The sequence below is a fragment of the Campylobacter lari subsp. lari genome, assembly GCF_013372185.1.
Taxonomy (GTDB): Bacteria; Campylobacterota; Campylobacteria; order Campylobacterales; family Campylobacteraceae; genus Campylobacter_D; species Campylobacter_D lari.
This window is the reverse complement of sequence record NZ_CP053830.1, coordinates 603,914-627,747: the sequence shown is the minus strand read 5'-3', so window position 1 is coordinate 627,747 and position 23,834 is coordinate 603,914. Positions and strand designations below refer to the sequence as shown.

The 23,834-nt window shown below is 29.4% G+C and carries 23 protein-coding genes and 3 tRNA genes; 5 read left to right on the top strand and 21 right to left on the bottom strand.

Going from position 1 to position 23,834, the window contains the following annotated elements:
* Window positions 1–25 precede the first annotated feature (25 nt).
* The 3 genes from trmB to CLLT_RS03365 are packed head-to-tail and all read right to left on the bottom strand — an operon-like array spanning window position 26 to window position 3,346.
* A complete protein-coding gene (gene trmB, locus CLLT_RS03375) occupies window positions 26–1,216 on the bottom strand; it encodes a tRNA (guanosine(46)-N7)-methyltransferase TrmB (RefSeq protein ID WP_012661323.1) in 1,191 nt (396 codons plus the stop codon).
* Window positions 1,216–2,430 carry a fibronectin type III domain-containing protein gene (locus tag CLLT_RS03370; protein WP_074693001.1) on the bottom strand — a complete coding sequence of 405 codons (1,215 nt, stop codon included), beginning with the start codon at window positions 2,428–2,430 and terminating at the stop codon, window positions 1,216–1,218. The genes trmB and CLLT_RS03370 overlap by 1 nt, the downstream gene beginning before the upstream one ends.
* On the bottom strand, window positions 2,384–3,346 hold the full coding sequence (locus CLLT_RS03365) for an RluA family pseudouridine synthase (protein WP_074693003.1): 963 nt from the start codon (window positions 3,344–3,346) through the stop codon (window positions 2,384–2,386). Before CLLT_RS03365 ends, CLLT_RS03370 begins: the two co-directional genes overlap by 47 nt.
* Window positions 3,347–3,418: 72 nt before the next feature.
* Between CLLT_RS03365 and CLLT_RS03360 the strand changes: the two genes are divergently transcribed.
* On the top strand, window positions 3,419–4,528 hold the full coding sequence (locus CLLT_RS03360; RefSeq protein ID WP_074693006.1) for an FtsW/RodA/SpoVE family cell cycle protein: 1,110 nt from the start codon (window positions 3,419–3,421) through the stop codon (window positions 4,526–4,528).
* Window positions 4,529–4,580: 52 nt separating this feature from the next.
* A tRNA-Ile gene (locus CLLT_RS03355) sits at window positions 4,581–4,657 on the top strand.
* Window positions 4,658–4,901: 244 nt separating this feature from the next.
* On the opposite strand, the gene CLLT_RS03350 is transcribed toward CLLT_RS03355, so the two are convergent.
* A tRNA-Met gene (locus tag CLLT_RS03350) sits at window positions 4,902–4,977 on the bottom strand.
* A 13-nt stretch (window positions 4,978–4,990) separates the two neighbouring features.
* A tRNA-Gln gene (locus CLLT_RS03345) sits at window positions 4,991–5,065 on the bottom strand.
* Between the two features lie 108 nt (window positions 5,066–5,173).
* Here CLLT_RS03345 and CLLT_RS03340 point away from each other — a divergent pair.
* Window positions 5,174–6,196 (top strand): bifunctional 3,4-dihydroxy-2-butanone 4-phosphate synthase/GTP cyclohydrolase II, encoded by a 1,023-nt coding sequence (locus CLLT_RS03340; RefSeq protein ID WP_012661319.1) that lies wholly within the window; start codon window positions 5,174–5,176, stop codon window positions 6,194–6,196.
* Here CLLT_RS03340 and CLLT_RS03335 read toward each other — a convergent pair.
* The 5 genes from CLLT_RS03335 to CLLT_RS03315 are packed head-to-tail and all read right to left on the bottom strand — an operon-like array spanning window position 6,186 to window position 11,552.
* Window positions 6,186–7,136 carry an SAM-dependent methyltransferase gene (locus CLLT_RS03335; protein WP_041570344.1) on the bottom strand — a complete coding sequence of 317 codons (951 nt, stop codon included), beginning with the start codon at window positions 7,134–7,136 and terminating at the stop codon, window positions 6,186–6,188. The two genes, CLLT_RS03340 and CLLT_RS03335, sit on opposite strands and share 11 nt — an antisense overlap.
* A 2-nt stretch (window positions 7,137–7,138) precedes the next feature.
* A complete protein-coding gene (gene pgp3 / locus CLLT_RS03330) occupies window positions 7,139–7,945 on the bottom strand; it encodes a peptidoglycan metallopeptidase Pgp3 (protein WP_074693008.1) in 807 nt (268 codons plus the stop codon).
* Window positions 7,942–9,936 carry a glycine--tRNA ligase subunit beta gene (gene glyS, locus CLLT_RS03325; protein WP_074693011.1) on the bottom strand — a complete coding sequence of 665 codons (1,995 nt, stop codon included), beginning with the start codon at window positions 9,934–9,936 and terminating at the stop codon, window positions 7,942–7,944. Before glyS ends, pgp3 begins: the two co-directional genes overlap by 4 nt.
* A 33-nt stretch (window positions 9,937–9,969) precedes the next feature.
* Complete coding sequence (locus CLLT_RS03320) at window positions 9,970–10,110, bottom strand: hypothetical protein (protein WP_087685579.1); 141 nt, start codon at window positions 10,108–10,110, stop codon at window positions 9,970–9,972.
* Complete coding sequence (locus CLLT_RS03315; RefSeq protein WP_012661315.1) at window positions 10,110–11,552, bottom strand: alanine/glycine:cation symporter family protein; 1,443 nt, start codon at window positions 11,550–11,552, stop codon at window positions 10,110–10,112. The genes CLLT_RS03320 and CLLT_RS03315 overlap by 1 nt, the downstream gene beginning before the upstream one ends.
* Window positions 11,553–11,790: 238 nt before the next feature.
* Between CLLT_RS03315 and CLLT_RS03310 the strand changes: the two genes are divergently transcribed.
* Together CLLT_RS03310 and CLLT_RS03305 are read left to right on the top strand one after the other, a co-directional pair.
* Window positions 11,791–12,528: an amino acid ABC transporter permease gene (locus tag CLLT_RS03310; RefSeq protein WP_081336356.1), complete on the top strand. Its 738-nt coding sequence runs from the start codon at window positions 11,791–11,793 to the stop codon at window positions 12,526–12,528.
* The gene (locus CLLT_RS03305; RefSeq protein WP_012661313.1) at window positions 12,521–13,249 is read left to right on the top strand and encodes an amino acid ABC transporter ATP-binding protein; all 729 of its coding nucleotides are present in this window, start codon (window positions 12,521–12,523) and stop codon (window positions 13,247–13,249) included. The genes CLLT_RS03310 and CLLT_RS03305 overlap by 8 nt, the downstream gene beginning before the upstream one ends.
* Here CLLT_RS03305 and CLLT_RS03300 read toward each other — a convergent pair.
* From CLLT_RS03300 to CLLT_RS07915, 11 genes are all read right to left on the bottom strand, one after another.
* Window positions 13,246–13,713, bottom strand: a complete 468-nt coding sequence (locus CLLT_RS03300) for a tRNA (cytidine(34)-2'-O)-methyltransferase (protein ID WP_070255052.1) — start codon at window positions 13,711–13,713, stop codon at window positions 13,246–13,248. The two genes, CLLT_RS03305 and CLLT_RS03300, sit on opposite strands and share 4 nt — an antisense overlap.
* A gap of 184 nt (window positions 13,714–13,897) precedes the next feature.
* Window positions 13,898–15,490, bottom strand: coding sequence for a hypothetical protein (locus CLLT_RS03295; RefSeq protein WP_074693013.1), 1,593 nt, complete (start codon window positions 15,488–15,490; stop codon window positions 13,898–13,900).
* Window positions 15,487–16,236 (bottom strand): hypothetical protein, encoded by a 750-nt coding sequence (locus tag CLLT_RS03290; protein WP_115613987.1) that lies wholly within the window; start codon window positions 16,234–16,236, stop codon window positions 15,487–15,489. The genes CLLT_RS03295 and CLLT_RS03290 overlap by 4 nt, the downstream gene beginning before the upstream one ends.
* 128 nt (window positions 16,237–16,364) lie before the next feature.
* A complete protein-coding gene (locus tag CLLT_RS03285) occupies window positions 16,365–16,757 on the bottom strand; it encodes a hypothetical protein (protein ID WP_115613986.1) in 393 nt (130 codons plus the stop codon).
* 239 nt (window positions 16,758–16,996) lie between these two features.
* Entirely contained in the window at window positions 16,997–17,464 is a 468-nt protein-coding gene (locus tag CLLT_RS03280; RefSeq protein ID WP_074693126.1) for a DUF5675 family protein, read from the bottom strand.
* A 17-nt stretch (window positions 17,465–17,481) separates the two neighbouring features.
* Window positions 17,482–18,885, bottom strand: a complete 1,404-nt coding sequence (locus CLLT_RS03275; RefSeq protein ID WP_074693125.1) for a collagen-like protein — start codon at window positions 18,883–18,885, stop codon at window positions 17,482–17,484.
* On the bottom strand, window positions 18,882–19,256 hold the full coding sequence (locus CLLT_RS03270; RefSeq protein ID WP_047208162.1) for a DUF1353 domain-containing protein: 375 nt from the start codon (window positions 19,254–19,256) through the stop codon (window positions 18,882–18,884). The genes CLLT_RS03275 and CLLT_RS03270 overlap by 4 nt, the downstream gene beginning before the upstream one ends.
* The gene (locus CLLT_RS03265; RefSeq protein ID WP_012661553.1) at window positions 19,237–19,734 is read right to left on the bottom strand and encodes a hypothetical protein; all 498 of its coding nucleotides are present in this window, start codon (window positions 19,732–19,734) and stop codon (window positions 19,237–19,239) included. The genes CLLT_RS03270 and CLLT_RS03265 overlap by 20 nt, the downstream gene beginning before the upstream one ends.
* Window position 19,735: 1 nt before the next feature.
* Entirely contained in the window at window positions 19,736–20,371 is a 636-nt protein-coding gene (locus CLLT_RS03260; protein WP_074693123.1) for a DUF4376 domain-containing protein, read from the bottom strand.
* A gap of 9 nt (window positions 20,372–20,380) precedes the next feature.
* Window positions 20,381–20,830 carry a hypothetical protein gene (locus CLLT_RS03255; RefSeq protein ID WP_074693122.1) on the bottom strand — a complete coding sequence of 150 codons (450 nt, stop codon included), beginning with the start codon at window positions 20,828–20,830 and terminating at the stop codon, window positions 20,381–20,383.
* Between the two features lies 1 nt (window position 20,831).
* Window positions 20,832–23,834 (bottom strand): hypothetical protein, encoded by a 3,003-nt coding sequence (locus CLLT_RS07915; protein WP_236585205.1) that lies wholly within the window; start codon window positions 23,832–23,834, stop codon window positions 20,832–20,834.

Below are 23,834 nucleotides of genomic sequence, written 5' to 3'. Positions count from 1 at the left end.
TTTTCCTTATTTATTTTATAAATGATTATTTGATATAAGAATACAATATTTCTCTTAATTTTTCTATAGCTTTTAAATTTTCTTTAGTTTTAAAAGGTTGTTCAAAAATAAATTCTATCTTTTGTGTGTTTAAAGCTATATAAACATGCTCGGGCTTATAAAAAGCACCAAAAGCTATTTTAATGATAAGCCCATCATCTTTAATATACATTTTTTCAAAATGCAAGAAAAAATCCTCACCTTTAAAAACTTCATTTTTAAAATTCTTTTTTATACAAGCTAATTCTTCTGTGTTTAATTTTAAATCTTCAATAGCAAATTTTTGATCCTTGCTTAAACTTTCACTCTTGCTAAAACCACTAATGATTAAATCATATATATCTTTATTTTGTCTTTTCCAGCGATCTTCATATTTGCTTGAAATTTCTAAATTTTCATTTTTTTTGATTAAAGCTTTTAAATGCGAAAAAGTTAAAAAAGTTTCTAGGGTAAAATCAAAATACAAAAAGCTATCCGTTCTTAGTTCAAATTGCCCACTTTCTTTTAAAACTCTAGCACATTCATTTGCAAAATTTACTCCCACTACCCTACGGTGAGGCTTTTTATCCCAAGGCACAGGAAAGTGCAAAAAGATTTTATCTATCAAGTTAGACTCAAGTACGCTTAGCAATAATCTTGCATCAGTTTCTATCAATAAAACATTGTTTAAATTTTCACTTAAAGCAAGTTTAGCTACTTGCTCTAACGCAGGCGTGTAAATTTCTATACCAATTATCAACACATCAGGATTTGATCTTGCTTGATAAAGCAAATGTCTACCACTTCCAAAGCCTATTTCAATAAAAATTTGTTTTTTGTTTTTTATTTGCTCTAGTAATTCTTTTAAATCATTAACAATTAAAGGTGTTTTTTGGATTAATCTTGTATGTTTTAATGCCACAGCTTCACAAACTATGTCTTGAGTGAAATTTTCCTTAAACACAAGCAAAGCTTTTTGTAAATATCCAATTTGCGAAGGCTTAGTGTGTTTTTCACCCTTAATAAGCCATTCTTGCTTTTTTTCATCTATTTTAATCTGCAAAAAAAAGTTTTCTTGCTTTATACGCGTAAAAAGTAAATCTACATTTTCACCTTTAGCAAGCCATAAGAATTCAACTCCATCTTTTTCAAAAGGGAGTTGAATTTCTTTTAAAACTTTACACTTAAAATTTGGCATTATTTCACCGCTGTAAATTTATTAGAAGCTTTAGATTCTATACCATTTGCATCAATTGCTATAACTTCATAACTATATACTTTTCCAGGAGCTGCGGTAATATCTTTTAATTGTTTAGATTTAATCTCTTTAAACACAGCACTACTTCCACCACCGCTTCTTTTAACTATGTATTCTTTAGCTCTATCATCATTATCAACCCATTCAACTCTAATACCATCATCTTCAACAGCGCATAAAATAATACTTGGTGCTAATGGCGCCCCTAGGGTGATACCTTCTACAGGCTCATTTGCTATAGGACTTTCCAAGCCATCTTTATCGACCATACTAACTTTATAATATCTTTTTTCAGCAATACCCTTAACCACATCTTCATAAGTATTTTCAGAAGTTTTAGCTACCACGCTAAAAGGTAAAAAGGTGGTTGAGCTTGAATAAATTTTATAATAAGCAAAATCAGCATAATCAATTTTATCCCAAGTTAAAATGATTTTTCTTGGCGCATCTTTACTTGCTTGTAAATTACTTACCATAGGAGGGAGTGCTTTGGTAGTTGATTCTACTACCTTGCTTGGGGTGCTTTTAATACCATCATAAGTTAAAGCTACAATTCTATACTGAAAACTCTCATCAGGTTTTAGTGAATCATCTATATATTCAGCACTTAAGCGATTTTTGATTCTAGTTAGTTCTTTAAATTTCATATCTTTCATATTTGCACGCTCAATGATATATGAATTCACTCTTACATCAGGATGTGGTCTCCAAACTATTTTCACACGATTTGGCAAACCCACAATGGCTTGCACAAAAGGCACAGGGTCAATCACTCTATTTGTAAAAGCTTCTATACTTACACCATCTTGAGAAATCTGACCAAGCTCATTAAAGGTTTTCATAGAATAATAATATCTTGTATTTGGCTCTAAATTTGTATCAGTATAATGGGTTTGAAATTTATTTTTAATTTTTGCTATAAGCTCCATAGGTGCACCAGCTGCATTTGCTCTATAAATATAATAGCCTGCTATATTTTGATCATACAAAGGTTCCCATTCAAAAGCTATGCTTGTAATATCACTTATGCTTTTAATATTTGAAACTTTTGGTAAGGTATCATTTACTTGAGCAATTTGAGGCGAACTCATAGTTGTACTACAAGCACTAAAAGCCAAAGCAGAACTTAAGATAATCCAGTGAAATTTTTTCATTTATCTCTCCTTGTATAAAATTTTCTTTTAAAATTTGATAAAAATCATCAAACATAGGAGCTTTTATAAACATTAATTCTTTAGTCCTAGGATGAATAAAATAAATCAAATACGCATGAAGCATTACCCTATTATACTTTATTTTTCCTTTATATCCATATAATTCATCTCCTAAAATATAGCGATTAAAATCTGCCAAATGCACCCTGATTTGATGGGTTCTTCCTGTATATAATTTAGCAGCTATTAAAGAGCAGTTTTTAACACTTAATAAATTTATAAAATCTGTTTTTGCATTTTTTGCTAAAGGATTTTTGGTATTTGTAGTAATTTTTTTAAGCCTATTATTAGGACAACGCATAATAGCTTTTTCATTACTCATTTTATCATTTTTCAAAGGCAATTCACTCAAAGCAAGATAAAATCTTCCCATACTTTTATCTAAAAGTTGATTTGCTAAAAATTGATGTGCTTGATTGTTTTTAGCTATGATGATAGCTCCGCTTGTGCCTTTATCAAGTCTATGCACAAGCCCTGCTCTATGCTCTCCATTTAAATTTGATAAAGCATAGCCCTTATGCAAAAGCCAATCCACCAAAGTCGCTTCTTTAACACTACTTGCACCATGCACAACAACATTAGGAGCTTTGTTTAAAACTAAAACATCATCATCTTCATATAAAATTTCTATATCAAACTCAGGCGTGTAGCTTTCTTTGGCTTCTTTTATTAAAGGTAAAAAAATACTTATTTCATCTTTTTGTTTAATTTTTTTAGAGCTTTTGTTTTCTATTTTTTCATTAATATATATGCAGTTTTCTTTGATTAGTTTAGCAACTTGCGAACGACTTTGCTTAAGTATATCTGATAAAAAAATATCCAATCTTTCTTCACAAAGTGATGAAATTTTTAGCATATTATATTTCCTTGTGATAAAATTTGCAATTTTAGCATATAATTACGCAATATTTTATAAAAAAGGTTAGCTTTGATAAAACTTGATAGAAGAATTCTAACGCATTTTGATTTTGTTCAACCTCTTTTAGTGTTACCTATCATAGCTATATCTTTTCTTTTAATTTATGAGGCAAATACACGCTTAGCCGAAAAGCAATTTATCTATACTTTAGTAGGTTTTGCAGGATTTGTATTTTTTTTCTTTTTACCTTTAAGAAGATTAATGTGGCTCATACCTGTGTTATATTGGATCAATATAGCTTTGCTTTTGAGTGTGGATATTTTTGGTGTTGAAAAACTTGGAGCTAGAAGATGGCTTGAGATACCTTTTACGCATTTTACCATGCAACCTTCTGAAATTTTCAAACCCTCCTTTATTTTAATGCTAGCTTATTTGATTTATCAAAATCCACCACCACATAATGGCTATGGTTTAAAACAATTTTTAAAACTAAGTTTTTATATTTTACTCCCATTTTTACTTATAGCGGGAGAACCTGATTTAGGAACAGCTTTAGTGCTTTTAATAGTAGGTTTTGGAACGCTTTTTATCATAGGGGTAAATTATAAAATTTGGCTTAGTATTTTTTTAGCTATAGCTATAGCTTCACCTATTATTTATAATGATTTTTTAAAACCTTATCAAAAACAAAGAATTCATGATTTCTTAGCCGAAGAGCCAAGTTACCATGTAAAACAATCCATCATCGCTATAGGAAGTGGTGGTTTGAGCGGAAAAAAGGCCGATGAAGCTACACAAACACATTTTAAATTCTTACCTATTTCTACGAGTGATTTTATCTTTGCATATTTATCTGAAAGATTTGGTTTTATCGGTGCGGTTGTAATCATATCACTTTATACCTTACTCATTTTTCACTTATTGAGTTTAAATTATAAGCTCAAAGACGATTATTTTACAAGAGTGGTAACAAATTGCATTGCTTTATTTATTTTCATATATGTAGCAGTAAATATATCAATGACCATAGGTTTTGCTCCTGTTGTTGGTATACCTATGCCATTTTTTAGTCATGGAGGAAGTTCTTTTGCTACTTTTATGATTTTCTTTGGAATTTTACAAAATTTAATAACCTTTAGATATTTAGCAATAGAAAAAGCAGTAAAAATAAAATTCTAAATTTAAATTAAGGAAATAAAGATATAATAACATTTTTATTTTAACTTCTGGCGGATTTATAGCTCAGTTGGTTAGAGCAACCGGCTCATAACCGGTTGGTCGCAGGTTCGAGTCCTGCTAAATCCACCATTTTATTTAATATCGTATTTTTATTCCGGTTAAAACTTTTTTTAAATTACATTCTTAACTTTAATTATTTTTTATGTATTTTGTATTAAAACCAAAAAGTATATAATTTCAAATTTCTTATATGTTTAATTAGAGTATTAAAAATGCTCAAGAGGCTAATGAAAATCATCAAAAGTAAAATTGACAAGATTTTTATTTATTCTGTGGTTAATCTAAATTTTTTGAAAAAATTTTATCAGAAAATTGGTTGCGAAGGGGAGATTTGAACTCCCGACCTTCGGGTTATGAGCCCGACGAGCTAACCACTGCTCTACTTCGCGGCATCATATGAAGTGGATGGGGTAAAGGGATTCGAACCCCTGAATGACAGGACCAAAACCTGTTGCCTTACCGCTTGGCGATACCCCAATAAAAAGCAATATTTTTAAATTAAAAGTGGTATTATATACCATTTTTAACATAATGTCAAGAAAAATGTTATACAATTTTCAAAAAATAAAAAAAAGGAGATTAATAGTGGGATATGTTAGTGTAGAACAAGCCATAAAAGAACTTCAAGATGGCAAGATGTTGATAATGGTAGATGCAGAAGATAGAGAAAATGAAGGGGATTTGATTTTCCCTGCGCAATTTAGCTCAAAAGAGAAAGTAAATTTTACCATCACTCATGCAAGAGGCGTGGTGTGTGTAGCATTAAGTGAAAATTTAGCTAAAAAATTTGAACTACCTTTAATGGTACCTAAAAATACTTCTAATCACGAAACAGCTTTTACTATAACCGTTGATGCTAAAAATGCAACAACTGGAGTAAGTGCTTATGAAAGGGATATGACTATACAAATTTTTGCTGATGATAATGCAAAAGCAAGTGATTTTGTGCGCCCTGGCCATATCAATCCTTTAATAGCAAAAAAAGGTGGGGTTTTAGAAAGAACAGGACACACAGAAGGAACGGTGGATTTATGTCGTTTAGCAGGATTAAAAGAAGCTTGTGTAATATGTGAAATTGTTAAAGATAATGGAGATATGGCTAGAAGAGATGATTTACTTGAGTTTTGCAAAAAACATGATATTAACATGATTACTATTTCAGATTTAATCGAGTATCGTTTAAAAAATGAAAGTTTGATTTCTTTAATTAAAGAAGAGGATAGTATTTTAGCAGGTTTTAAAGCTAAAAAGATGATTTTTAAAGATCATAATGCAAATGAACATATAGCTTTTAGTTTTGGTGCTTTAAAAGAATGTGAGAATGTTAAATTTTATCTTAGCGGAAGTGATTTTGAGCTTTTAACTTCTAATAAATTTAATGAATTATTAAAACAAATTGAATTTTTAAGCCAAAAAGGTGGTGTAATCATTTTCATGAAAAATGAAAAACAAGAAAATACTCAATTTAAAAATTACGGCATAGGAGCGCAAATTTTAAGATATTTAAAAATTTCAAAAATCAAACTTCTAAGTCAAAATACCGATAAAGAATTTATAGGCTTAAAAGGTTTTGGGCTTGATATTACAAGCAGTGATTTTAAAGCTTAAATTCTAAAAACTTAAACTTATCGCCAAAGTTAAACATCAAATTTTTACTTTGGCTGATAAAGTTTTTATAAATTTGGGGGTTAGTATTTTTAGCTTGCTCGATAATTTCTTCCAAACCAAAATCAATTAAGGCTTGATTTTGGTTTTTGTATTCTAATACACCAAAACCCTCTTCTTTTAAAACCTGCAAAAAATGATTAAAATTTACATTATATGTAATATCACTTTTTGCAAAAAAATCTTTTAAATTCTCTTCAAAAAGATTATACACTTGGTGATTTTTATACATTCTAATGCTAATTTTTTCTTCTTTTTTTGCATAATCAAAACAAGCAAAAATTAATTTTTCGCAAGCTTGTTTTAATTTGGTTAGAAAAGGTTTATAAGAAATACAAAGCTCGCTATTGGTGATAGCATATTTTTCACATTCTTTTAAAAGATTTTCACTCATCGGTTTAAAAATGATGTTTAAATCATCATCAATATATGCCATTGTTTTATCTTTTATAAGCTCACACGCAAAACAATCAAACAATTCATTAGCGTAAAAAAATGCATTTTTAAAATGGCATTCTTCTAAAGAATTATAAATTTTTACATCCAAATCATATTTATCAAAAAGTTTTTTTTGAACACATTTTAATTTTTCATGTGGTTCTATGATAAAACATTCAATTTGCTCTAAAACATCAGCCCTAAGTGTATATAAAGCTTGAATAAAATCAAGCATCAAATGCCCTTCATTTGCTCCTATTTCTACAACTTGGGCGGGTAAAGTTAATTTTTTATCATCTATAAGTTTTAAAAAATGATTAGCTAATAGTACCCCGAAAAGATTTCCCACGCTAACTGCGGTATAAAAATCTCCGTTTTTGCCAACACTCACAGCTTGGGAATAGTATTTATCAATCCAATTTTGAAAAAACTCACTAAAAGCTATCATTATAAGGCATTAAATTTGGCTATAAAATCAAGCGGATCAACTTGCACACCATTAACCAAAATTCCAAAATGCAAATGTGGTCCAGTAACCCTACCACTAGCTCCACTTAAACCTATAAGCTCGCCTTTTTTTACCTTTTGTCCTATTTTTACATTAAGTTTTGATAGATGATAATACTGAGAATAAATCCCATATCCATGATCAATCACCACCGAATTTCCTGCATAATAACGATTTGAAGCAATTCTTACAATACCATCATTACTCGCATATATTTTGGTTCCACTTGCTGCTCTAAAATCAGTTCCACTATGATAGCTTTTAAGAGTATCATTAAACAATCTTGCTTTTCCAAAATCGCTAGTAATCTTACTTTCTAAAGGATATGTAAAATTGCCTTCAAAAAAGGCCATATTAGTATAGGTATTATAAACCTTAATAGCTTCTTGATATTCTTTGCTAATGCGATCAAGTGTTTCTTTAGGTGGATTGACCTTAGAAGCACTCACTTTTAAAAATTCTTTTTTGTAATTTCCCTCATTAAATTTTATATTAATTTCTTCTTTAGAATTATCTTTAAATTCTACTATTAATTTTCTATCTTTGGGGTTTTTATAAGGCATAGCTATACTAACGATAATTTTATTTTTATACTCAAAAAAAGGAAGTTTTTTAGAATTTGAGCTAATTTGTAAAAAATTATTTTTATCAAATTCTAAAAAAACTACTTGCCCTTTTATAAGCTCAATCTCTCTAGCTTTTAAAGTAAAAAATAAAAAGCAAAGAAAAAAAAGAATTTTTCTCATACGCTAAGCTCTTTAATATCAGCTATTTTTAAAAACTCGTGGTAAATCGCGCATACTAAAGCTTGACGATTGTTTTTTATATTTTCATCTTTGTCATTAATCATTACTTTATCAAAAAAAGCATCAATTTGAGGTTTTAGCTCAAAAAGGCTTTCTAAAAGCTCTTGAGTGTTGTTTTCTTTTATTTTGCATTTTAAAAATGCTTGATATAAATCCTTTTCTTCTTGAGTGTTAAATAAACTCTCATTAACTGGAACTTCACTTAATACTACAATATTTGCCAAACGCTTAAAGGTGGCAAAATTTTGACTAAAATCTGCCTTATTTGCACTTTGAATCAAAGCTTTAATACAAGAATCAATATAAACAATATCATAATTTTTTGAACTAAGTACTGCTTTGATAAAAGAAGGATTTGCATTGTAAAAAGTATATAAACGCTCTAAGATAAAGTCTAGTAAAATTTTCAAATCAAAGCTTTTATACTCACTAGCTATTGCTTCTAAAAATACTTTTAAATCAAAGTTTTTATTTAAAGCTAGGATAATTTTTAAAACACCATTTGCTGCTCTTCTTAGCGCATATGGATCTTTTGTACCACTTGGAATCTTTCCTATAGAAAAAAGTCCCATGAGAGTATCAAGTTTATTAGCTAAAGCTACGATAGAGCTAAATTCATTACTTGGCATAGCTGAATTATCACCATTTGGAAGATATTGTTCTTTAATAGCTAATGTAATTTCATCACTCATACCCATAGCCTTAGCATAATAAGAACCCATAATACCTTGAAGATTGGTAAATTCATATACCATTTGAGTACTTAGATCGGCTTTTGAGTATTCTATAGCTTTTAAAATTTCATTCTTTTGAGTATTAGCAAAAATTTCACAAAGCTTAGTAGCAATTTTTTGTTCTCTGATGATTTTATCTTTTAAGGTTCCAAGTCCTTCAAGATAGACCATTTGACTTATTTTATCATTATTTAAGCCTTGTGCTAAGTCATTTTTCCAAAAAAACATCGCATCGCTTAATCTTGCTCTTAAAACCCTTTCATTGCCATTAATGATTTTAGAATAATCTTCACAAACTGCATTAGATACAACCACAAAATGATTACTCAAAGTATTATTTTTAAATACTGCAAAATAGCGTTGATTTTCCCTCATAGAAGTGATGATTACTTCACTTGGGATTTCTAAATATTCTTTTTCAAAATGTCCTAACAATGCTTTTGGATACTCTGTGATAGCCACAACTTCAGCCAAAAGCTCATCATCTTCTGAAATCATAATATCATTTTCTTTTTCAAGTGTTTTTAATTGCTCAATGATAAGTTTTTTTCTTTGTTCTTGATCTAAAATTACATAATTTTTCTCTAAAGTTTTAAAATACTCATCAATATTTTTAAAAGGTATTAAATCATAACTAACACTTCTATGTACAAAAGTACTTTTTGCACTTTTAACACCATAGCTTTCAAACTCAACTAATTCATCATTTAAAATACAACAAAGCGAGCGAATAGCTCTGATAAATTCAAAGCTACCATCGCCCCATCTCATAGTTTTACCAAAACTCAAACTTTTTAAAAAAGTTTCTATCATTTGAGCTAAAACTTCTTTACTTTGTAAACCTTGCACTTGTTTTTGACAATACAATACTTCTTTACCCTTAATTTCTTTAAATTCAAGCTCTTCTTCTTTCAAACCACTTTTTTCTAAAAAGCTAAGTCCTGCTTGAGTAAGCTTTCCATCTTTATAAGCTATAGTTTTAGGAGCTCCTATAAATTCCACAAAAGAATCATCTTGTTTTTCTTTAAAATTTTCATGGATAAAAACTAATCTTCTAGGCGTATAAAAAAATTTAAATTCAGCTTCTAAATGATACTCTTGTAAAATTTTTTCCCATTTTTGACTAATATTTGGAAGTTCTTTCAATAAAGGAATAGCAGGAAGTTCTTCTGTGCCTACTTCTATTAATAATTTCATTTTACACTCTTTTTTAAAAATTTTTAGTGTATTTTACCTATTTTTTTTAAAATCTTTCTTTGTTTTTAGTTTTTCTTCTCTTTGTTTGGCTTTTTCTTGCATTTGGCGGTTAAAGCCAAACACAAGAAAAACCATAAAAGCTACAAACAAAGCAATAATAATATAATCTATCATCAATCCCAACACTCTGCGTTTTTAATACCAAGCTTTGAAGCACTAAATACTGGATCCCTACCTTGTCTTTTTTGCTCGCTAAAGTCTTTTAATACCTTTTTCACTATACCACCAAGCAATAAAATAGAAATGATATTAATCGTAGCCATAAACGCCATAGTAGTATCAGCTAAATCCCATGCAAATTTTAAATCCATATTTGCACCAATAAAAATCATAAGCACAGCGCTTGCTTTAAAAAGATTAATAATAATAGGATTTTGAGTAAGGTATTTAATATTTGCTTGAGCATAATAATAATTTCCTATCAAAGAAGTAATAGCAAATAAAACTATACTAACAGTAGTAAAATGCACACCTAAATTTCCATAATATTCTTTCATAGATTCTTGCACCAAAGGTAGTGCTGTTAAAATAGGCTTGCCATCTACACCAATGTTGTTTGCATAAGCAAGTGAAAATAACACTAAAAATCCTGAACTTGTGCAAATAATCACATCAATTAATACAGAAAATGCTTGAATAACCCCTTGTTTTGCAGGATGAGTTGTAAGAGCAGAAGCTGCTGCATTTGGCGCTGAACCCATACCCGCTTCATTTGAAAATAATCCTCTTTTTATACCTATAACCAAAGCTGATCCTGCAAATCCACCAAAAATAGCTTCAAAATCAAAAGCACTTTTAAAAATCATAGAAAATACTTCAGGAATTTTATCAAAATTCATAAACATCGCTATGATAGATAAACCCACATAAATCATCGCCATAATAGGAACGATAACTGAGCTTACTTTACCTATTTTAGTATGATCACCAAAAAACATATAAGCAGCAAAAACAGCTAAGATTGCTCCTATCACAATAGGCCACCAACTTTGAGCAAAGCTTACTTCACTAGCATCAACCATACCTTTATAGTAAAACTCAAATGCTGAAGTCATAGTTTGACTTTGAAGACCATTAAAACCATATGCATAAGTAATGATTAAAATCACCGCAAAAACAGCTCCAAGCCATTTTAAATTTAAAGCTTTGCTAATATAATAAGCAGGACCACCTTTAAAACTTTTACCATCACGGCTTTTATAAACTTGTGCTAAAGTACTTTCTGCAAAGGCTGAAGCCCCTCCAAAAAATGCCATAGCCCACATCCAAAATAAAGCACCAGGCCCGCCCAAAACAACTGCTACTGCGATACCTGCGATATTTCCTATACCAACTCTTGAAGCTGTTGAAATCATCAAAGCTTGAAAAGGAGTAATATGGTGTTTTTCATGCTTTTCTTGCTTTTCTGTCAAGATATCAAACACATAAGGAAGCATTCGAAATTGCACAAAACCCGTCAAATAACTATAATAAAACCCTACAATAATAAGCAAAATAACCAAAATGGAATAATATTGATTATTTACAAAGCCAACAAATTGGGATATTAAATCCATATTTATCTCCTTTTTATATTTTAATTGAGTGTAAATTTATCATAAAAAAATGAATTTGCTACAAAAAAATATAATTTTATATTAATTTTATTTTATTTTTTATAGCTATGTGAAAATTTAACTCACGATATTTACCAAAAAAACATATAAAAATGCTTTTAAGTAAAAAGAAAACTTAATTTTTATACACTTAGTTTTTTTAAAATTCTATAAGGTGTTTAAATTGAAACAAAATACGATGAAAATTTTTGTATTTTTTGCCATTATTGTTTTTTGGGCTTATTTTTCATTTCCTATTGAAATTTTACAAGTTAAAGATCAAAATGGTTTAGCCACAGGAGAATATGCTTATACTATAGAAGCTAAAGCTTATGTTCATAGTTATTTCATAACACTTGGTTTAACAGTGGGTGGAATTTTAATAGGTATTGTGCTTGGTTTTTTCCTAGCATTTTTGAGATTTTTAGAAATCCAAAGTTTAAATTTTATTATAGATGAATACATAGACATCATACGCGGAACTCCTATTCTTTTACAACTTTTAATTTTTTCAGTAGTGATTTTTGCTACTTGGAGTGATAATTTTTATGTAGCTATTATCGCACTTGGGCTTAATAGTTCAGCATATGTAGCTGAGATTGTAAGAAGTGGAATACAAAGCGTAGATAAAGGGCAAATGGAAGCAGCAAGAGCTATGGGACTTAATTATTCTGCTTCTATGAGACTAATCATCTTCCCACAGGCAATTAAAAACATTTTACCTTCTTTAATGAATGAATTTATTTCTTTATTTAAAGAAACTTCAATAGTAGGTTATATTAGCGTTATGGATATAACCATGCAAAGTAAAAGCTTACAAGCAATTTATTATAATCCTAAACCTATCATTTTTACAGGACTTGTGTATTATGTAAGTGTTAAAATTTTTACACTATTTGCAAGAATTCTAGAAGAAAGATTAAACAAACATGATTAAAATAGAAAATTTAGTTAAAAAATACGGAGATTTAGAAGTTTTAAAAGATATTAGTGTTGAAGTACACAAAGGTGATATTATTGCTATTATAGGGCCTAGTGGAGGTGGTAAAAGTACCTTTTTACGCTGTTTAAATAAACTTGAAACACCAGATAGTGGTAATATTTATATCAATGATGTTAATGTACTTGATAACAAAGCAGATATCAATCAAATTCGTCAAAAAGTAAGTATGGTATTTCAACACTTTAACCTTTTTAATAATAAAAATGTTTTAGAAAATTTATGTCTAGCTCCTGTGCAAACTAAAATCATGAGCAAAGATGAGGCTATAAAAAAAGCGAGAAAATTACTTGAAAAAGTTGGATTAAGTGATAAAGAAAATTATTTTCCCCATAAACTTTCAGGCGGACAAAAACAACGCATTGCTATAGCAAGATCTTTGATGATGAACCCTGATGTGATTTTATTTGATGAGCCAACTTCAGCCCTTGATCCTGAAATGATAGGTGAAGTTTTAAATATCATGAAAGAAGTAGCTAAAGAAGGACTTACCATGCTTGTAGTTACTCACGAAATGGGTTTTGCAAGAAATGTAGCTAATCGAATTTTTTTCATGGATAAAGGCATTATAGCAGTAGATGAGTGTCCCAAAATAGCCTTTGAAAACCCAAAAAATGAAAGATTGAAAGAATTTTTAAATCAAGTTTTAAATCACTAAGATTTTTTAAAAGAAGCAAAATTTTGTCTTAAAGCTTCATAACTCACTATACCCACGCTTGTGGCTAAATTTAAACTTCTGCCACAATCTTTCATAGGTATAGTAATGGCATTTTTCCAATTTTTTTGCATAAGCTGTTCTGGCAAACCAAAACTCTCGCTTCCAAAAAACAAAAAATCCCCCTCTTGAAATTTAACATCAAAATAAGCTTGATTTGTTTTAGTTGTCGCAAAGAAAAATCTATCTTGAAATTTTTCATATTTTTTTAAAAAATCTTCTAAATTATTCCAAAGCATAGGATTTAATTTTTTCCAATAATCAAGTCCTGCCCTTTTAACTGCTTTTTCATCTATACTAAAAAGTGGATTGATGATATGCAAAGTAAAACCTGCATTAAAGCACATTCTACCTATACTTCCTGTATTTTGCGGTATACGAGGCTCGACCAAGACTATATGAAACATATTTTTCCTTAAAATGGTGTCCCCAGCAAGGTTTGAACTATGCTATAAAATAGCTTATTTATAGATATTTTATACCAAAAAATTCACAAATAGGTATAAAATGGGTATAATTTGCTAAGAACATATATTTTTTATTTTCCAAAAGATACTTTAAAATATATTAGACAAAACTTAATTATCTAAATTATATCTCAACATCTTTTTCATTTAAAATATCTAAGGTGTCAAAACTATACCAGTTTTCATTTAGTAGATTTTTAGTTACCATTTCAACATCTTCCTTCGAAGCCTCTCCAAAAAAAACATGCTCATCAATATCACTATTTTCATCTAAAGGCAAACTAGCTTCTTTTAAATTAGAGCTTAAAAATATATCACTAATATAACCTATAATATCTGAAGATGTAGCATCTTTATTAATTAAAACATCAACTATAGGGGTTTGATTAGAAATTGCACTATTAATATCAACTCCTATTTTATATCCAGCACTTACCAATCCTGCAACAGCTAAAACCAATTTTAAAACTTTATTTATTTTAGCTAAAGAACTTCCATTATCTACTATGCCTAAAAAACTTAATGCGTCTATAACACCTCCAAGCGTACTAAGTGCGATTGTTATATTTGTTATAATTGTAGCCGAAGCTCCGCCTATCATACCACCTAAAGCCCCACCTATAACTCCACCTGTATAAAAACTAATAAAAACAATCACAGCAGAAACAACAGGAGCTATTATAAACTCCCACCATTCCTTATCTTCTTTCACATAAAGATCATACATACTATCCCATAAAATAAACCATCTATCTTTTCTTCCATAAGGCATATTGCTTTCATTATTATAACAAGGCATCAATGAAATATTTTTATTAAAAAGACTATTCTGACTTCTCAAAACAACAGGCTCTTGATAAGCTATATTATTTAAATTAGAAAGAAATGCTAGAGGGTGAAATATATCGCCTAATTTAGAAACATTGATGTTATTGTTAAATGCACTTAAAAAATCAATATTAGATATTTTTTCAGGTACAATAAATACATTTTTATTTAATCTCAAGAACTCATCATAATATGGTCTTAAATTGTAATATCTACCATCTTCACTCTCTACTAAACTTGGCTTAAATTTGTCTTTATCCGGTAAAATAAAATTAGGTTTTATAAGCTCGTTATTAATTATATTAGATTTTACAAAAATATATTTTGGCTTACCATATCCAGGGACTATAGCACCATAAAAGCCATGTATTTTTTCAAAAGTAAGATCATGTAGATAATAAAAATTCTTTAACTCTTCTTTGTATTTTAAAAGATAGCTAGGGTTTGTAACAACATTTTTTCCATGAAAATCAAAGTTAAACAAGCTTAAATTTTGTCTTTTCCTTACAATTTGACAAGTATCATGATATATTCCACTTTTATCTCCAGGGTCTCCTCTATACCATTCATAAGGGTTTTGACCTACAAAAAACTGATTTAACCCCAAATCCCCACTATTATGGTAATTATATGGAGCCCTAGAAGGACTTTTAATATCATAAAAATCAATCCCATAGGAATTTGGGAAGAGCGGGTGATAAATTCTTGTTTTTACAGCCCTACCTTTTCTTATTAATTGTTTATGCAAAAGCTCTACATATTTATGCACAAAGGTAGTTCCGTATAAAAACCAAGCTTGATAGCATTCTACATATCCTATGTCATTTGCATTCTGTGGATATTTGGCTCTTAAAAAATATTTTGGAGTTCTATATTTTTTATCAATCATTTATCTATATTTTCAATTTTTTCTCTTACCCAAGCTTCCAACTCTTTTGGTATTTCAAGTCCACCTGCGCTTAGCCCAAAACTATATCCTTGTGCAACTTTTGCCATTTCTATTCTTAACATATCATCTATTTGTTCTTGTTGTCTAACTATAAGTGCTGGTTTTTTCTTTTCTGTTTCTGTTTGTGCTTTTAATAAATTAATTTTCTCTATGGAAATATTTCTTTCAATATTAAGCCCCTGCTCTTTTAATTCAATATCATCATCTATTTGCTTAGTCTGTCTTACAACCAAATCAGTTTGTGCTTTTTCTGTTTCTGTTTGTGCTTTTAATAAATTAATTTTCTCTATGGAAATATTTCTTTCAATATTAAGCCCCTGCTCTTTTAATTCAATATCATCATCTATTTGCTTAGTCTGTCTTACAACCAAATCAGTTTGTGCTTTTTCTGTTTCTGTTTGTGCTTTTTTTAACTCATTAGCATAAAAATTAACTTCATTTTCATCGCCTTGCAAAATCATATTAAGAGATGTTACTTGGCTTTGTGCTACTATGCTTTGGCCTACTAAAGATAATGCATTCGCTAAAGTTTTAAACTGCTCTTCATTTTTAATAACATCATTTTTTATGCTATCATCTAATATCTTTTTTAATTCTCCAAATGGGGATTTTTCCGCCAAGCTTAACTCTAAAATTTCGGGATATATTTTTTTAAATTGATTTAATCTTTGCTCATAATTCATCATTCAACTCCTTTATTTTATCTATATTGATCTCACATTGCTTATAGTGATAAAAAAGCTCACTATAAGCTTTTAATATATCTTTTTCATCTTGAACTATAGGTTTATGCGCTCTATCAAATTCTAAAAGCTCATTTGGTATTTGTACTTTTTGAATTTGTATTTTGGTTAATACTTGTGTTTTGCTCCCACAGCCTATCAAGCATAGCATTAAAAAGCTTAGTGGTATTAGTTTCATTGCTTTTGGATATATAGTTTTTAACATCATCAACCCTTGTTTTGATTTGATTTTTTTGAGTATTTGCATGAAATAGTGCTTTTAGCTCTTGTTCGTGTCTTGCTTTCAACTCCTGAGTAATCCTCGTGAGTTCATTATTTACACCCAAAGCTAAATTTAAATCACTTTGACTTTTTTCTAATTTTGCGTTTGTGCTATCTAGCTTAAGATATAAAAATACATTAAGCATAAGCATTAATGCTAAAGCAATATAAAGCTTTGTGTTTTTAAATAAAAGATTTATCATTTCTTATTTTAGAAGTTTAAGTAAGATTTGAGTATAATTTCAAAGGGTGGAACACCAAAGGTGGCCGCCTTTGGTGTTAATCAACACTCAGTTAGGTGGTGATTAAATTGAACCATAAAATTCTAGTAATAATTATACTACTTTGTATAATTATAGTCAAGGCTTATTAGCTTTGATTTCCCCTTTAAAAAGGGGAGCTAGAATACCACCTTTGGCTTACTTAAACTTTTATCTCCTTTCTAAAATTTGTTTGTGATTTCTAATTTTATATTTGATAAATCTTGCTGATATAACAAGTCATATAATTCTTTACAAGCTTGTCTGCTTTGGCCTATACTTTCATCGCTCTTAGTTAAACCTAGTAAAATACAACCTTTTGTATCTTTGTCTGTATTTCCCCAATGTATTAAAATATGTCTATCAAAAGGTACATCATCGTTGTAGATATTTACAACGCTATCATCATCGTTTAAAACCTTAACTCCTGCTACTACCCTTTTACCTTTATCATTAAAACTAGATAGTATATGTCTTTTTAGATTATAAACTCCCGCAGGAACTCTTAAGTCTTTTTCTCTTTCAACACCTTCTTTATCTTCTTCTAAAGAAAAACATTCAAAAAGAATATTTTCTTTTTCATCTAATACTTTAAACTCTCCTATGACACAAGTATTTCTTAAATACTTTCTAGTTAATTTTAGTTTCATTTATTCTCCTTTTTGATTTATTTTATGTTCCATTGTGAGTATGATGTTACATCTTTAGAAATATCATCACCTGTTCTAATATCTATTGCATATATGCCTTTTTTAGAAACTTCTGCATTAGTCTTTGCGATTTTTTCTAATCTGCTCATAGGTTCTAAGATACCATTTGAAAAAGCTTCTAAAATCATCTTAGGAGTCCAATCTCTGCTAACAACATTCCCATAAGGACGCAATCCAAAACCTATAATATTTGCTGGCAAAGGTTGATCAAATATAAGTGTATATTCATAAATTCCATCATTTGTTAAGGCACCACTTAGTAAAGATTTATTGTTAGCTTGAAAAATATTGTATGTATAGCCTGTTCCATAAAGTGGTATAGTGCTTGATATAGTAGCCGTATAATCTTTTCCATTTATTTCAAAAACAACACTTCCATTTGGACTTGTAGCAATATTAGCTTCCTTAGCAAATATTGCATTTGCATTTATATCAATAAGACCAAAATTAGAAACACAACAAGCTGAGTAAGTTGTAGCTACATTATTTCTTGAAACCTTAAAAGATAGCTTATTTATTGGTATTTCTTTTGAAAGTTCGACTTTTACCCATTCAGTTAAATTACTTACATAAAATGTATTTGGAGTAGTACTTTTATCAACCCATATAAAGCCTTTTTCATATCCTACGTAGTTTCCAATTTTTTCAGGTGGAGGAGTGTTTGCAATATTACACATCAATGCATTGTTTTGCATAGCATTTAAAAAAGTACTCAAACAATTGTTTTCTATGGTTGAAATTTTTATAATATTTTCTTCAAGAAAAGGCATAGTAACACTGCTTATAACTTCTTTTAGCTTATCATCTGTTATTACCTGACCATCTTCACCCACTATACCACCATTTGAGATACCTAATTCATCTACAACTTCTTTTACTATGGGCTTTAGATCTTCTTTAGATATACTATCACCTTTATCTCCTTTTTCACCTTTGGCTCCTTGCTCCCCTGCTTCGCCTTTGTCTCCTTTTTCACCCTTTAAAGAAGCTAAAAACTCATCTTCACTTTTTCCCGCATTACCTTCTTTGTTAAGCCAAAGTTCATAAGCACTTTTTCCATCTTCTCCTTTGGCCCCACTATCGCCTTTTAAACTTTGAAGTTGCTCAGGCGTAAAATCTTCATAAGTAAATGCATCGCCTTTTTCGCCTTTTAAACTAGCTTGATTTTCTGTAATATAAGATAAAATACCATCTTTTATACTATCATCTAGATTTATCTTATCTAGCTCTTCATTTATGATTTTTATCAATTCTTCTTTATCTATCTTACCATTTTCATAAAATTGCACCAATTTTTCCATTTTGTTTTTAAGCTCATTTAAGCTTTCATTTTGTGTTTGAATAACTTGTTCTAAACTCATTTTATTCCTTTCAAAAAACATTTAACCACATGGAATGTATTACACGCATGATAAAAAATAAAAGTCTTTACTTTAGAGCAACCAAGCTCACTCATAGCTTCTTTTAAAACTTTATCTGCTAACTTATAATCATCTTTTGAATATGCTTTTTGGCATAAATAATCATGCACGATGCTAGCACTAAAATACTCACTTTTATATGGAGGATAAATACTCCAAAAAATGCGTGGCACTGAAGCACCATCACTAATAAAGCCTTTTGGCACGATAAAATTTAAACCACACAAACTAACTTCAAATTCTTTTACAACTTCAAATCTATCTTTACCAAAAGGTTTAACTATAACCCTTTTAAGTGTTTTTCTTATCATCTTGCCTACCCTTTTCTTCTTCTTTTATATAAGTATTTGTTTTTAAAAAACCGCTTGAAAAATTCTTTATTTTCTCAACTGCAATATTGTAAATGTCTACTTCAGCTATTGCCTTTCTTGTTTTTATACATTGAATATTAATCATTACAGAAAGGATTTCTCCTAAAATCAAGAAGCTAAAACTATAATCTACAAAATAATATAAAGCATCTATTTGCTTTGCACCCAAAGCAAACATAAAAGGTATTCCTAACATTAAAAACTTTGACAAAAGATCAGAAAAGGTATAAACTTTAGTACTCTCATTTAAAGCTAAAGTTCTGCAAAAACCTACTATTGCTGAAAATATAAAAATAATAAACAAAGTAAAAGCTTGAGCTTCTTTAATACCAGTATATGCTAAAAACTGAAAGAAAAAAGCTAAGATAAAAGAACCTCCAAATAAAGCTATATTGGCTGAATTTTCTAAATGAGACATATTAATCCTCCCAAACAATAGCTTCTAAATCTTGCTCAGATTTAGCTTGCTCTATTCTTTCTTTTAATTCATTTGCTTTAAAGGTAATTTCTTGGGTATGAAAAGCCACCATTGAAGCAAATTTTAAAAAATCTTGTGGTGTAAAAGTTACTTTTTCATCATTGATATCAATCCAAATGATTTCAGAAATTGAGTTAGCTTTACTTTGCATATCAAGCATTAAATTAGTTACAGCTCCATTGATATTAAGCTTATCTTTTTCTCTTGTTTGGAAAGTATGCTCATTATAAACAAGTCCACTTTCTAAAGCTTCATCTCTTTTAGCTCTTATTTCATCAAGCTTAATTGTTTTTAGTTCTTCTAAGCTTTTTTGGCGTACTTCATATTTTATATGAAAGATATTACTTAGCTCATCAAATTCTTCTTTTCTAACAAGCTCTTGGCTTTTTTCATCAAAACTTGGCAATTCTTGCTCACTCACTCTAGCAAAACCAAGAGCTTTAAGCTCATCATCATTTAATTTACTTAAAAAATAAGTATCTTCTCCTTCTAATTCTTCCTCATCTACTTTAATAATAACTTTTTTTAAATACACATCTTCATTAAAAAAAGCCTTATCATCTATCTTGTAAAACATCTTTCCTCCTTAGTTATAATAAAATGTCAAGTTTCCACGACATTGCAAACTACAATCGCTAGTATCCCATCCTGCATATGCGTTGTGACTACCTGTTTGATATGAAGAAAATCTAATTTTATTTGAGTTTATAGCGCCAAATTTTATTTTTGCTTTTACGGGTATTTTTTTATTAGCTGTGTATGATCTTGATGGACCATAAAAACGATGCGAATTAGCATAATTATTCCAAGTTATATCAATAGAATTTGCTGAAGTTTTATTATTCATGTTGTTTGCAGTCCAAACTTCTCCTACAACTAAAACTTCTTTATTTGCTAAATTAGCAGGCACAACATATTCATTAGGCCTTACTAGATTATTTAAACTAAACATATAATTATAATTAGCCACACCTCCGCCAAGTTCTGGAGGTAAATTAACTTGAAATATTGAATTTGCAAGCATTAGAGTATTCATATTAAGACCTTACTAATCTGATGTTATTTGCTGCTATACAAAAATAAGCAAAGGTCTCAGTTCCACTAAAACCACTTTGTGCTATTCTAAATTTAAATGGTGCTTTAAAAGATTTTATGTTTTGACAATTATTTATGGTTATGGTTCCACTTTTACCTGCCCCGCCCCAATTAGCTATGCCCAACTCTGTATTTGCATTTGCTGTTAAAATAAAATGTTGAGCTTGTCTTAAGTCTATGTTTGTTGAACCTACTGTTCCTAAATTTTTAATACCACCACCATAATCTACATACCACTTTCTAGCTAAATGATTATCAGCTGTTGGATTAACTGCACAATTTGGAATAAGCTTAAAAGTAGTATTTCCATTTAAATTAGTAGTTCCATTTGCGGTTAGAGTATTATTCAAAGTAGTAGTGCCAGTTACACTTAGATTTCTAGTTATTATCAAATCAAGTAAAGCTCTTAACGCTCCTTTAACTTGCACCTCTTTGTTAAATACTGCATTTTCTGTGGCTGTAAAAACTTTCGTTGTGGTATTTCCATTCAAAGTAGTAGTGCCAGTTACACTTAGATTTCTAGTTATTATCAAATCAAGTAAAGCTCTTAACGCTCCTTTAACTTGCACCTCTTTGTTAAATACTGCATTTTCTGTGGCTGTAAAAACTTTCGTTGTGGTATTTCCATTCAAAGTAGTAGTGCCAGTTACACTTAGATTTCTAGTTATTATCAAATCAAGTAAAGCTCTTAACGCTCCTTTAACTTGCACCTCTTTGTTAAATACTGCATTTTCTGTGGCTGTAAAAACTTTCGTTGTGGTATTTCCATTCAAAGTAGTAGTGCCAGTTACACTTAGATTTCTAGTTATTATCAAATCAAGTAAAGCTCTTAACGCTCCTTTAACTTGCACCTCTTTGTTAAATACTGCATTTTCTGTGGCTGTAAAAACTTTCGTTGTGGTATTTCCATTCAAAGTAGTAGTGCCAGTTACACTTAGATTTCTAGTTATTATCAAATCAAGTAAAGCTCTTAACGCTCCTTTAACTTGCACCTCTTTATTAAATACTGCATTTTCTGTAAATGTTTTTATTCCATTTATACTTTCATCGCCATTTTTGTTTATCTTTAAAGCAAGAGCTTCATTTAAAGTCTTTAAATCAACCAAACTTTTATCTTCTAAAATTTGCTCTAATTCGTTCTTTTTTTGTGTTAATTCCTCTTGAGCTTGCTTGAGTTCTTCTTCTATTTGTTCTTTTTGATTTTCTAAGTTACTAACATCTTGAGGTGGCTCTTGAGATAAGCCTTGTTCTATTTTTTCTTCTAAATCCTTTATAATTTCTTCTTTATTTTTTATTTCATCTTCTAAATTTTTTATACTCTCTTCTTTATTTGTTAGCTCTTCATCTTTTTCAAGTAAAGAAAGTATATATTCTAGCTCTTCTTTTATACTCACTATATCATAATCAATAGCCTTTGCATCTATCTCTTCCAAACACTCATCTTTTTTTGCATCAAGTTCGACTTTACATTCTTCTTTTTTTACATCAAGTTCTTGTTTATATTCTTCTTTTTGAGTATGTAAATTTTGCAAATGATTATTTACAAAAACATCAAATTCATTTTTATACCCTTGATAAGTAGTGATAAAAATTTGAGTTAAATTATCAATCAAAGCTTTTGATGTTTCTATATATTCTCTAAAATTACTTTCTCTTTCTTCTATATTGGAAACTATACCTGTTGCATCATCGCACATTTTTTGATAGATATCATTCATAGCTTCGATAGTGCTATCACGCAAAGCTTTTAATTCTGTCTCATAGATTAACTTGTCATTGCCTAGCTCTTTTTTAGCAACTTCTGCTAGTCTCCCCAAATCTTCATTAGCTATTAAAGCTCTTTGATTAAACCTATCATAACTTTGCTCAAAATGTATTTTATATCCTTCACATTTTGCAACAAGCTCATCAAATTTAACAATAGCTTCATTTTTTGCTGTTTCTATGGATGAGATTACTTGTTCACCTTTTGCTTCTAAAGCTTCGTGTAAACCTTGTGCTTTATTTTCTAAATCACTTTCTAAATTCGCAATTTGTTCTTTGAAATTTTTTATAAGCTCTGAATATGATTTAATGTCGTTTTCAAATTCTTTGTATAAAGCAATAACTTCTTTTAACTCTTCTAAACTCTCTTTGGTTTCTAGTAAAAGATTATAAGCTTGTATTATTTCTTTATACTTTATGCCAATATCATATTTTATTTCCTCTAATTTTTTGACACTATCTATCATTTCTTGATTTAATCTTTGATTTTCAAAAAAGATAGTATTTATTTTATTTTTTATAATTTCGCTTGCATCTAAAACTACTTTACTAGCTTGCGATGAAAGCTCGTTTACTTCTTTTTTTATCTGCAAAAGCTCTGGCTTTAGTCCCCTAAGCTCATCAGCACTATAGTTTAACTCTTGCACCAAATCTTTACAATGTTCTAATTCTCTTAAAATATCATCTTTTATTTTTGAGCTTAATTCAAAATATTCTTTTGATAATTTTGTATTATTTGTAGCTTCTGTGATAATGACTTCTAGATCTATCTTCATACTTTCATATTTAGATAAATCATCTTTTAAGCTTTCAAATACAGGTTTATTTTCTTCTATAAAGCCTTTTATAAACTCAAGTTCTTCTTTAGAACTTGAAAAATCATTATAAACTTGCTCTATAAAACTAAAACGCTCTTGCATAATGCTAAATTTTTCATTAACACTAGAAAATTTAGTATCAAAATCTTTTTTATTTTCACTAAAACTAGTATACATTGTTAAAACTTCTTGTTTTAGTTCTAGTGTTTGTTCGTGTAAAGAATTCACGCTCTCTTTTAAACCGACAATTTCATCAAGTCTTGTATTGTCTAAAGCTCTAGCTATAGTATCAATTCTTAATAAAATTTGATTAATTAATTCTAGCTTTTCTTTGCCTGTTTTCAATTCAGCCAAACTTACCAT

Excerpts from the sequence above, each read along its gene's own strand:
- CLLT_RS03305 (WP_012661313.1), top strand. The coding sequence starts at position 12,521 with ATGATTAAAATAGAAAATTTAGTTAAAAAATACGGAGATTTAGAAGTT.
- CLLT_RS03290 (WP_115613987.1), bottom strand. The coding sequence starts at position 16,236 with ATGATGAATTATGAGCAAAGATTAAATCAATTTAAAAAAATATATCCC.
- CLLT_RS03365 (WP_074693003.1), bottom strand. The coding sequence starts at position 3,346 with ATGCTAAAAATTTCATCACTTTGTGAAGAAAGATTGGATATTTTTTTA.
- CLLT_RS03285 (WP_115613986.1), bottom strand. The coding sequence starts at position 16,757 with ATGATAAATCTTTTATTTAAAAACACAAAGCTTTATATTGCTTTAGCA.
- CLLT_RS03315 (WP_012661315.1), bottom strand. The coding sequence starts at position 11,552 with ATGGATTTAATATCCCAATTTGTTGGCTTTGTAAATAATCAATATTAT.
- trmB (WP_012661323.1), bottom strand. The coding sequence starts at position 1,216 with ATGCCAAATTTTAAGTGTAAAGTTTTAAAAGAAATTCAACTCCCTTTT.
- CLLT_RS03275 (WP_074693125.1), bottom strand. The coding sequence starts at position 18,885 with ATGAGTTTAGAACAAGTTATTCAAACACAAAATGAAAGCTTAAATGAG.
- CLLT_RS03270 (WP_047208162.1), bottom strand. The coding sequence starts at position 19,256 with ATGATAAGAAAAACACTTAAAAGGGTTATAGTTAAACCTTTTGGTAAA.
- CLLT_RS03280 (WP_074693126.1), bottom strand. The coding sequence starts at position 17,464 with ATGAAACTAAAATTAACTAGAAAGTATTTAAGAAATACTTGTGTCATA.
- CLLT_RS07915 (WP_236585205.1), bottom strand. The coding sequence starts at position 23,834 with ATGGTAAGTTTGGCTGAATTGAAAACAGGCAAAGAAAAGCTAGAATTA.
- CLLT_RS03255 (WP_074693122.1), bottom strand. The coding sequence starts at position 20,830 with ATGAATACTCTAATGCTTGCAAATTCAATATTTCAAGTTAATTTACCT.
- glyS (WP_074693011.1), bottom strand. The coding sequence starts at position 9,936 with ATGAAATTATTAATAGAAGTAGGCACAGAAGAACTTCCTGCTATTCCT.
- CLLT_RS03260 (WP_074693123.1), bottom strand. The coding sequence starts at position 20,371 with ATGTTTTACAAGATAGATGATAAGGCTTTTTTTAATGAAGATGTGTAT.
- CLLT_RS03265 (WP_012661553.1), bottom strand. The coding sequence starts at position 19,734 with ATGTCTCATTTAGAAAATTCAGCCAATATAGCTTTATTTGGAGGTTCT.
- CLLT_RS03320 (WP_087685579.1), bottom strand. The coding sequence starts at position 10,110 with ATGATAGATTATATTATTATTGCTTTGTTTGTAGCTTTTATGGTTTTT.
- CLLT_RS03370 (WP_074693001.1), bottom strand. The coding sequence starts at position 2,430 with ATGAAAAAATTTCACTGGATTATCTTAAGTTCTGCTTTGGCTTTTAGT.
- CLLT_RS03295 (WP_074693013.1), bottom strand. The coding sequence starts at position 15,490 with ATGATTGATAAAAAATATAGAACTCCAAAATATTTTTTAAGAGCCAAA.
- CLLT_RS03300 (WP_070255052.1), bottom strand. The coding sequence starts at position 13,713 with ATGTTTCATATAGTCTTGGTCGAGCCTCGTATACCGCAAAATACAGGA.
- CLLT_RS03310 (WP_081336356.1), top strand. The coding sequence starts at position 11,791 with ATGAAAATTTTTGTATTTTTTGCCATTATTGTTTTTTGGGCTTATTTT.
- pgp3 (WP_074693008.1), bottom strand. The coding sequence starts at position 7,945 with ATGAGAAAAATTCTTTTTTTTCTTTGCTTTTTATTTTTTACTTTAAAA.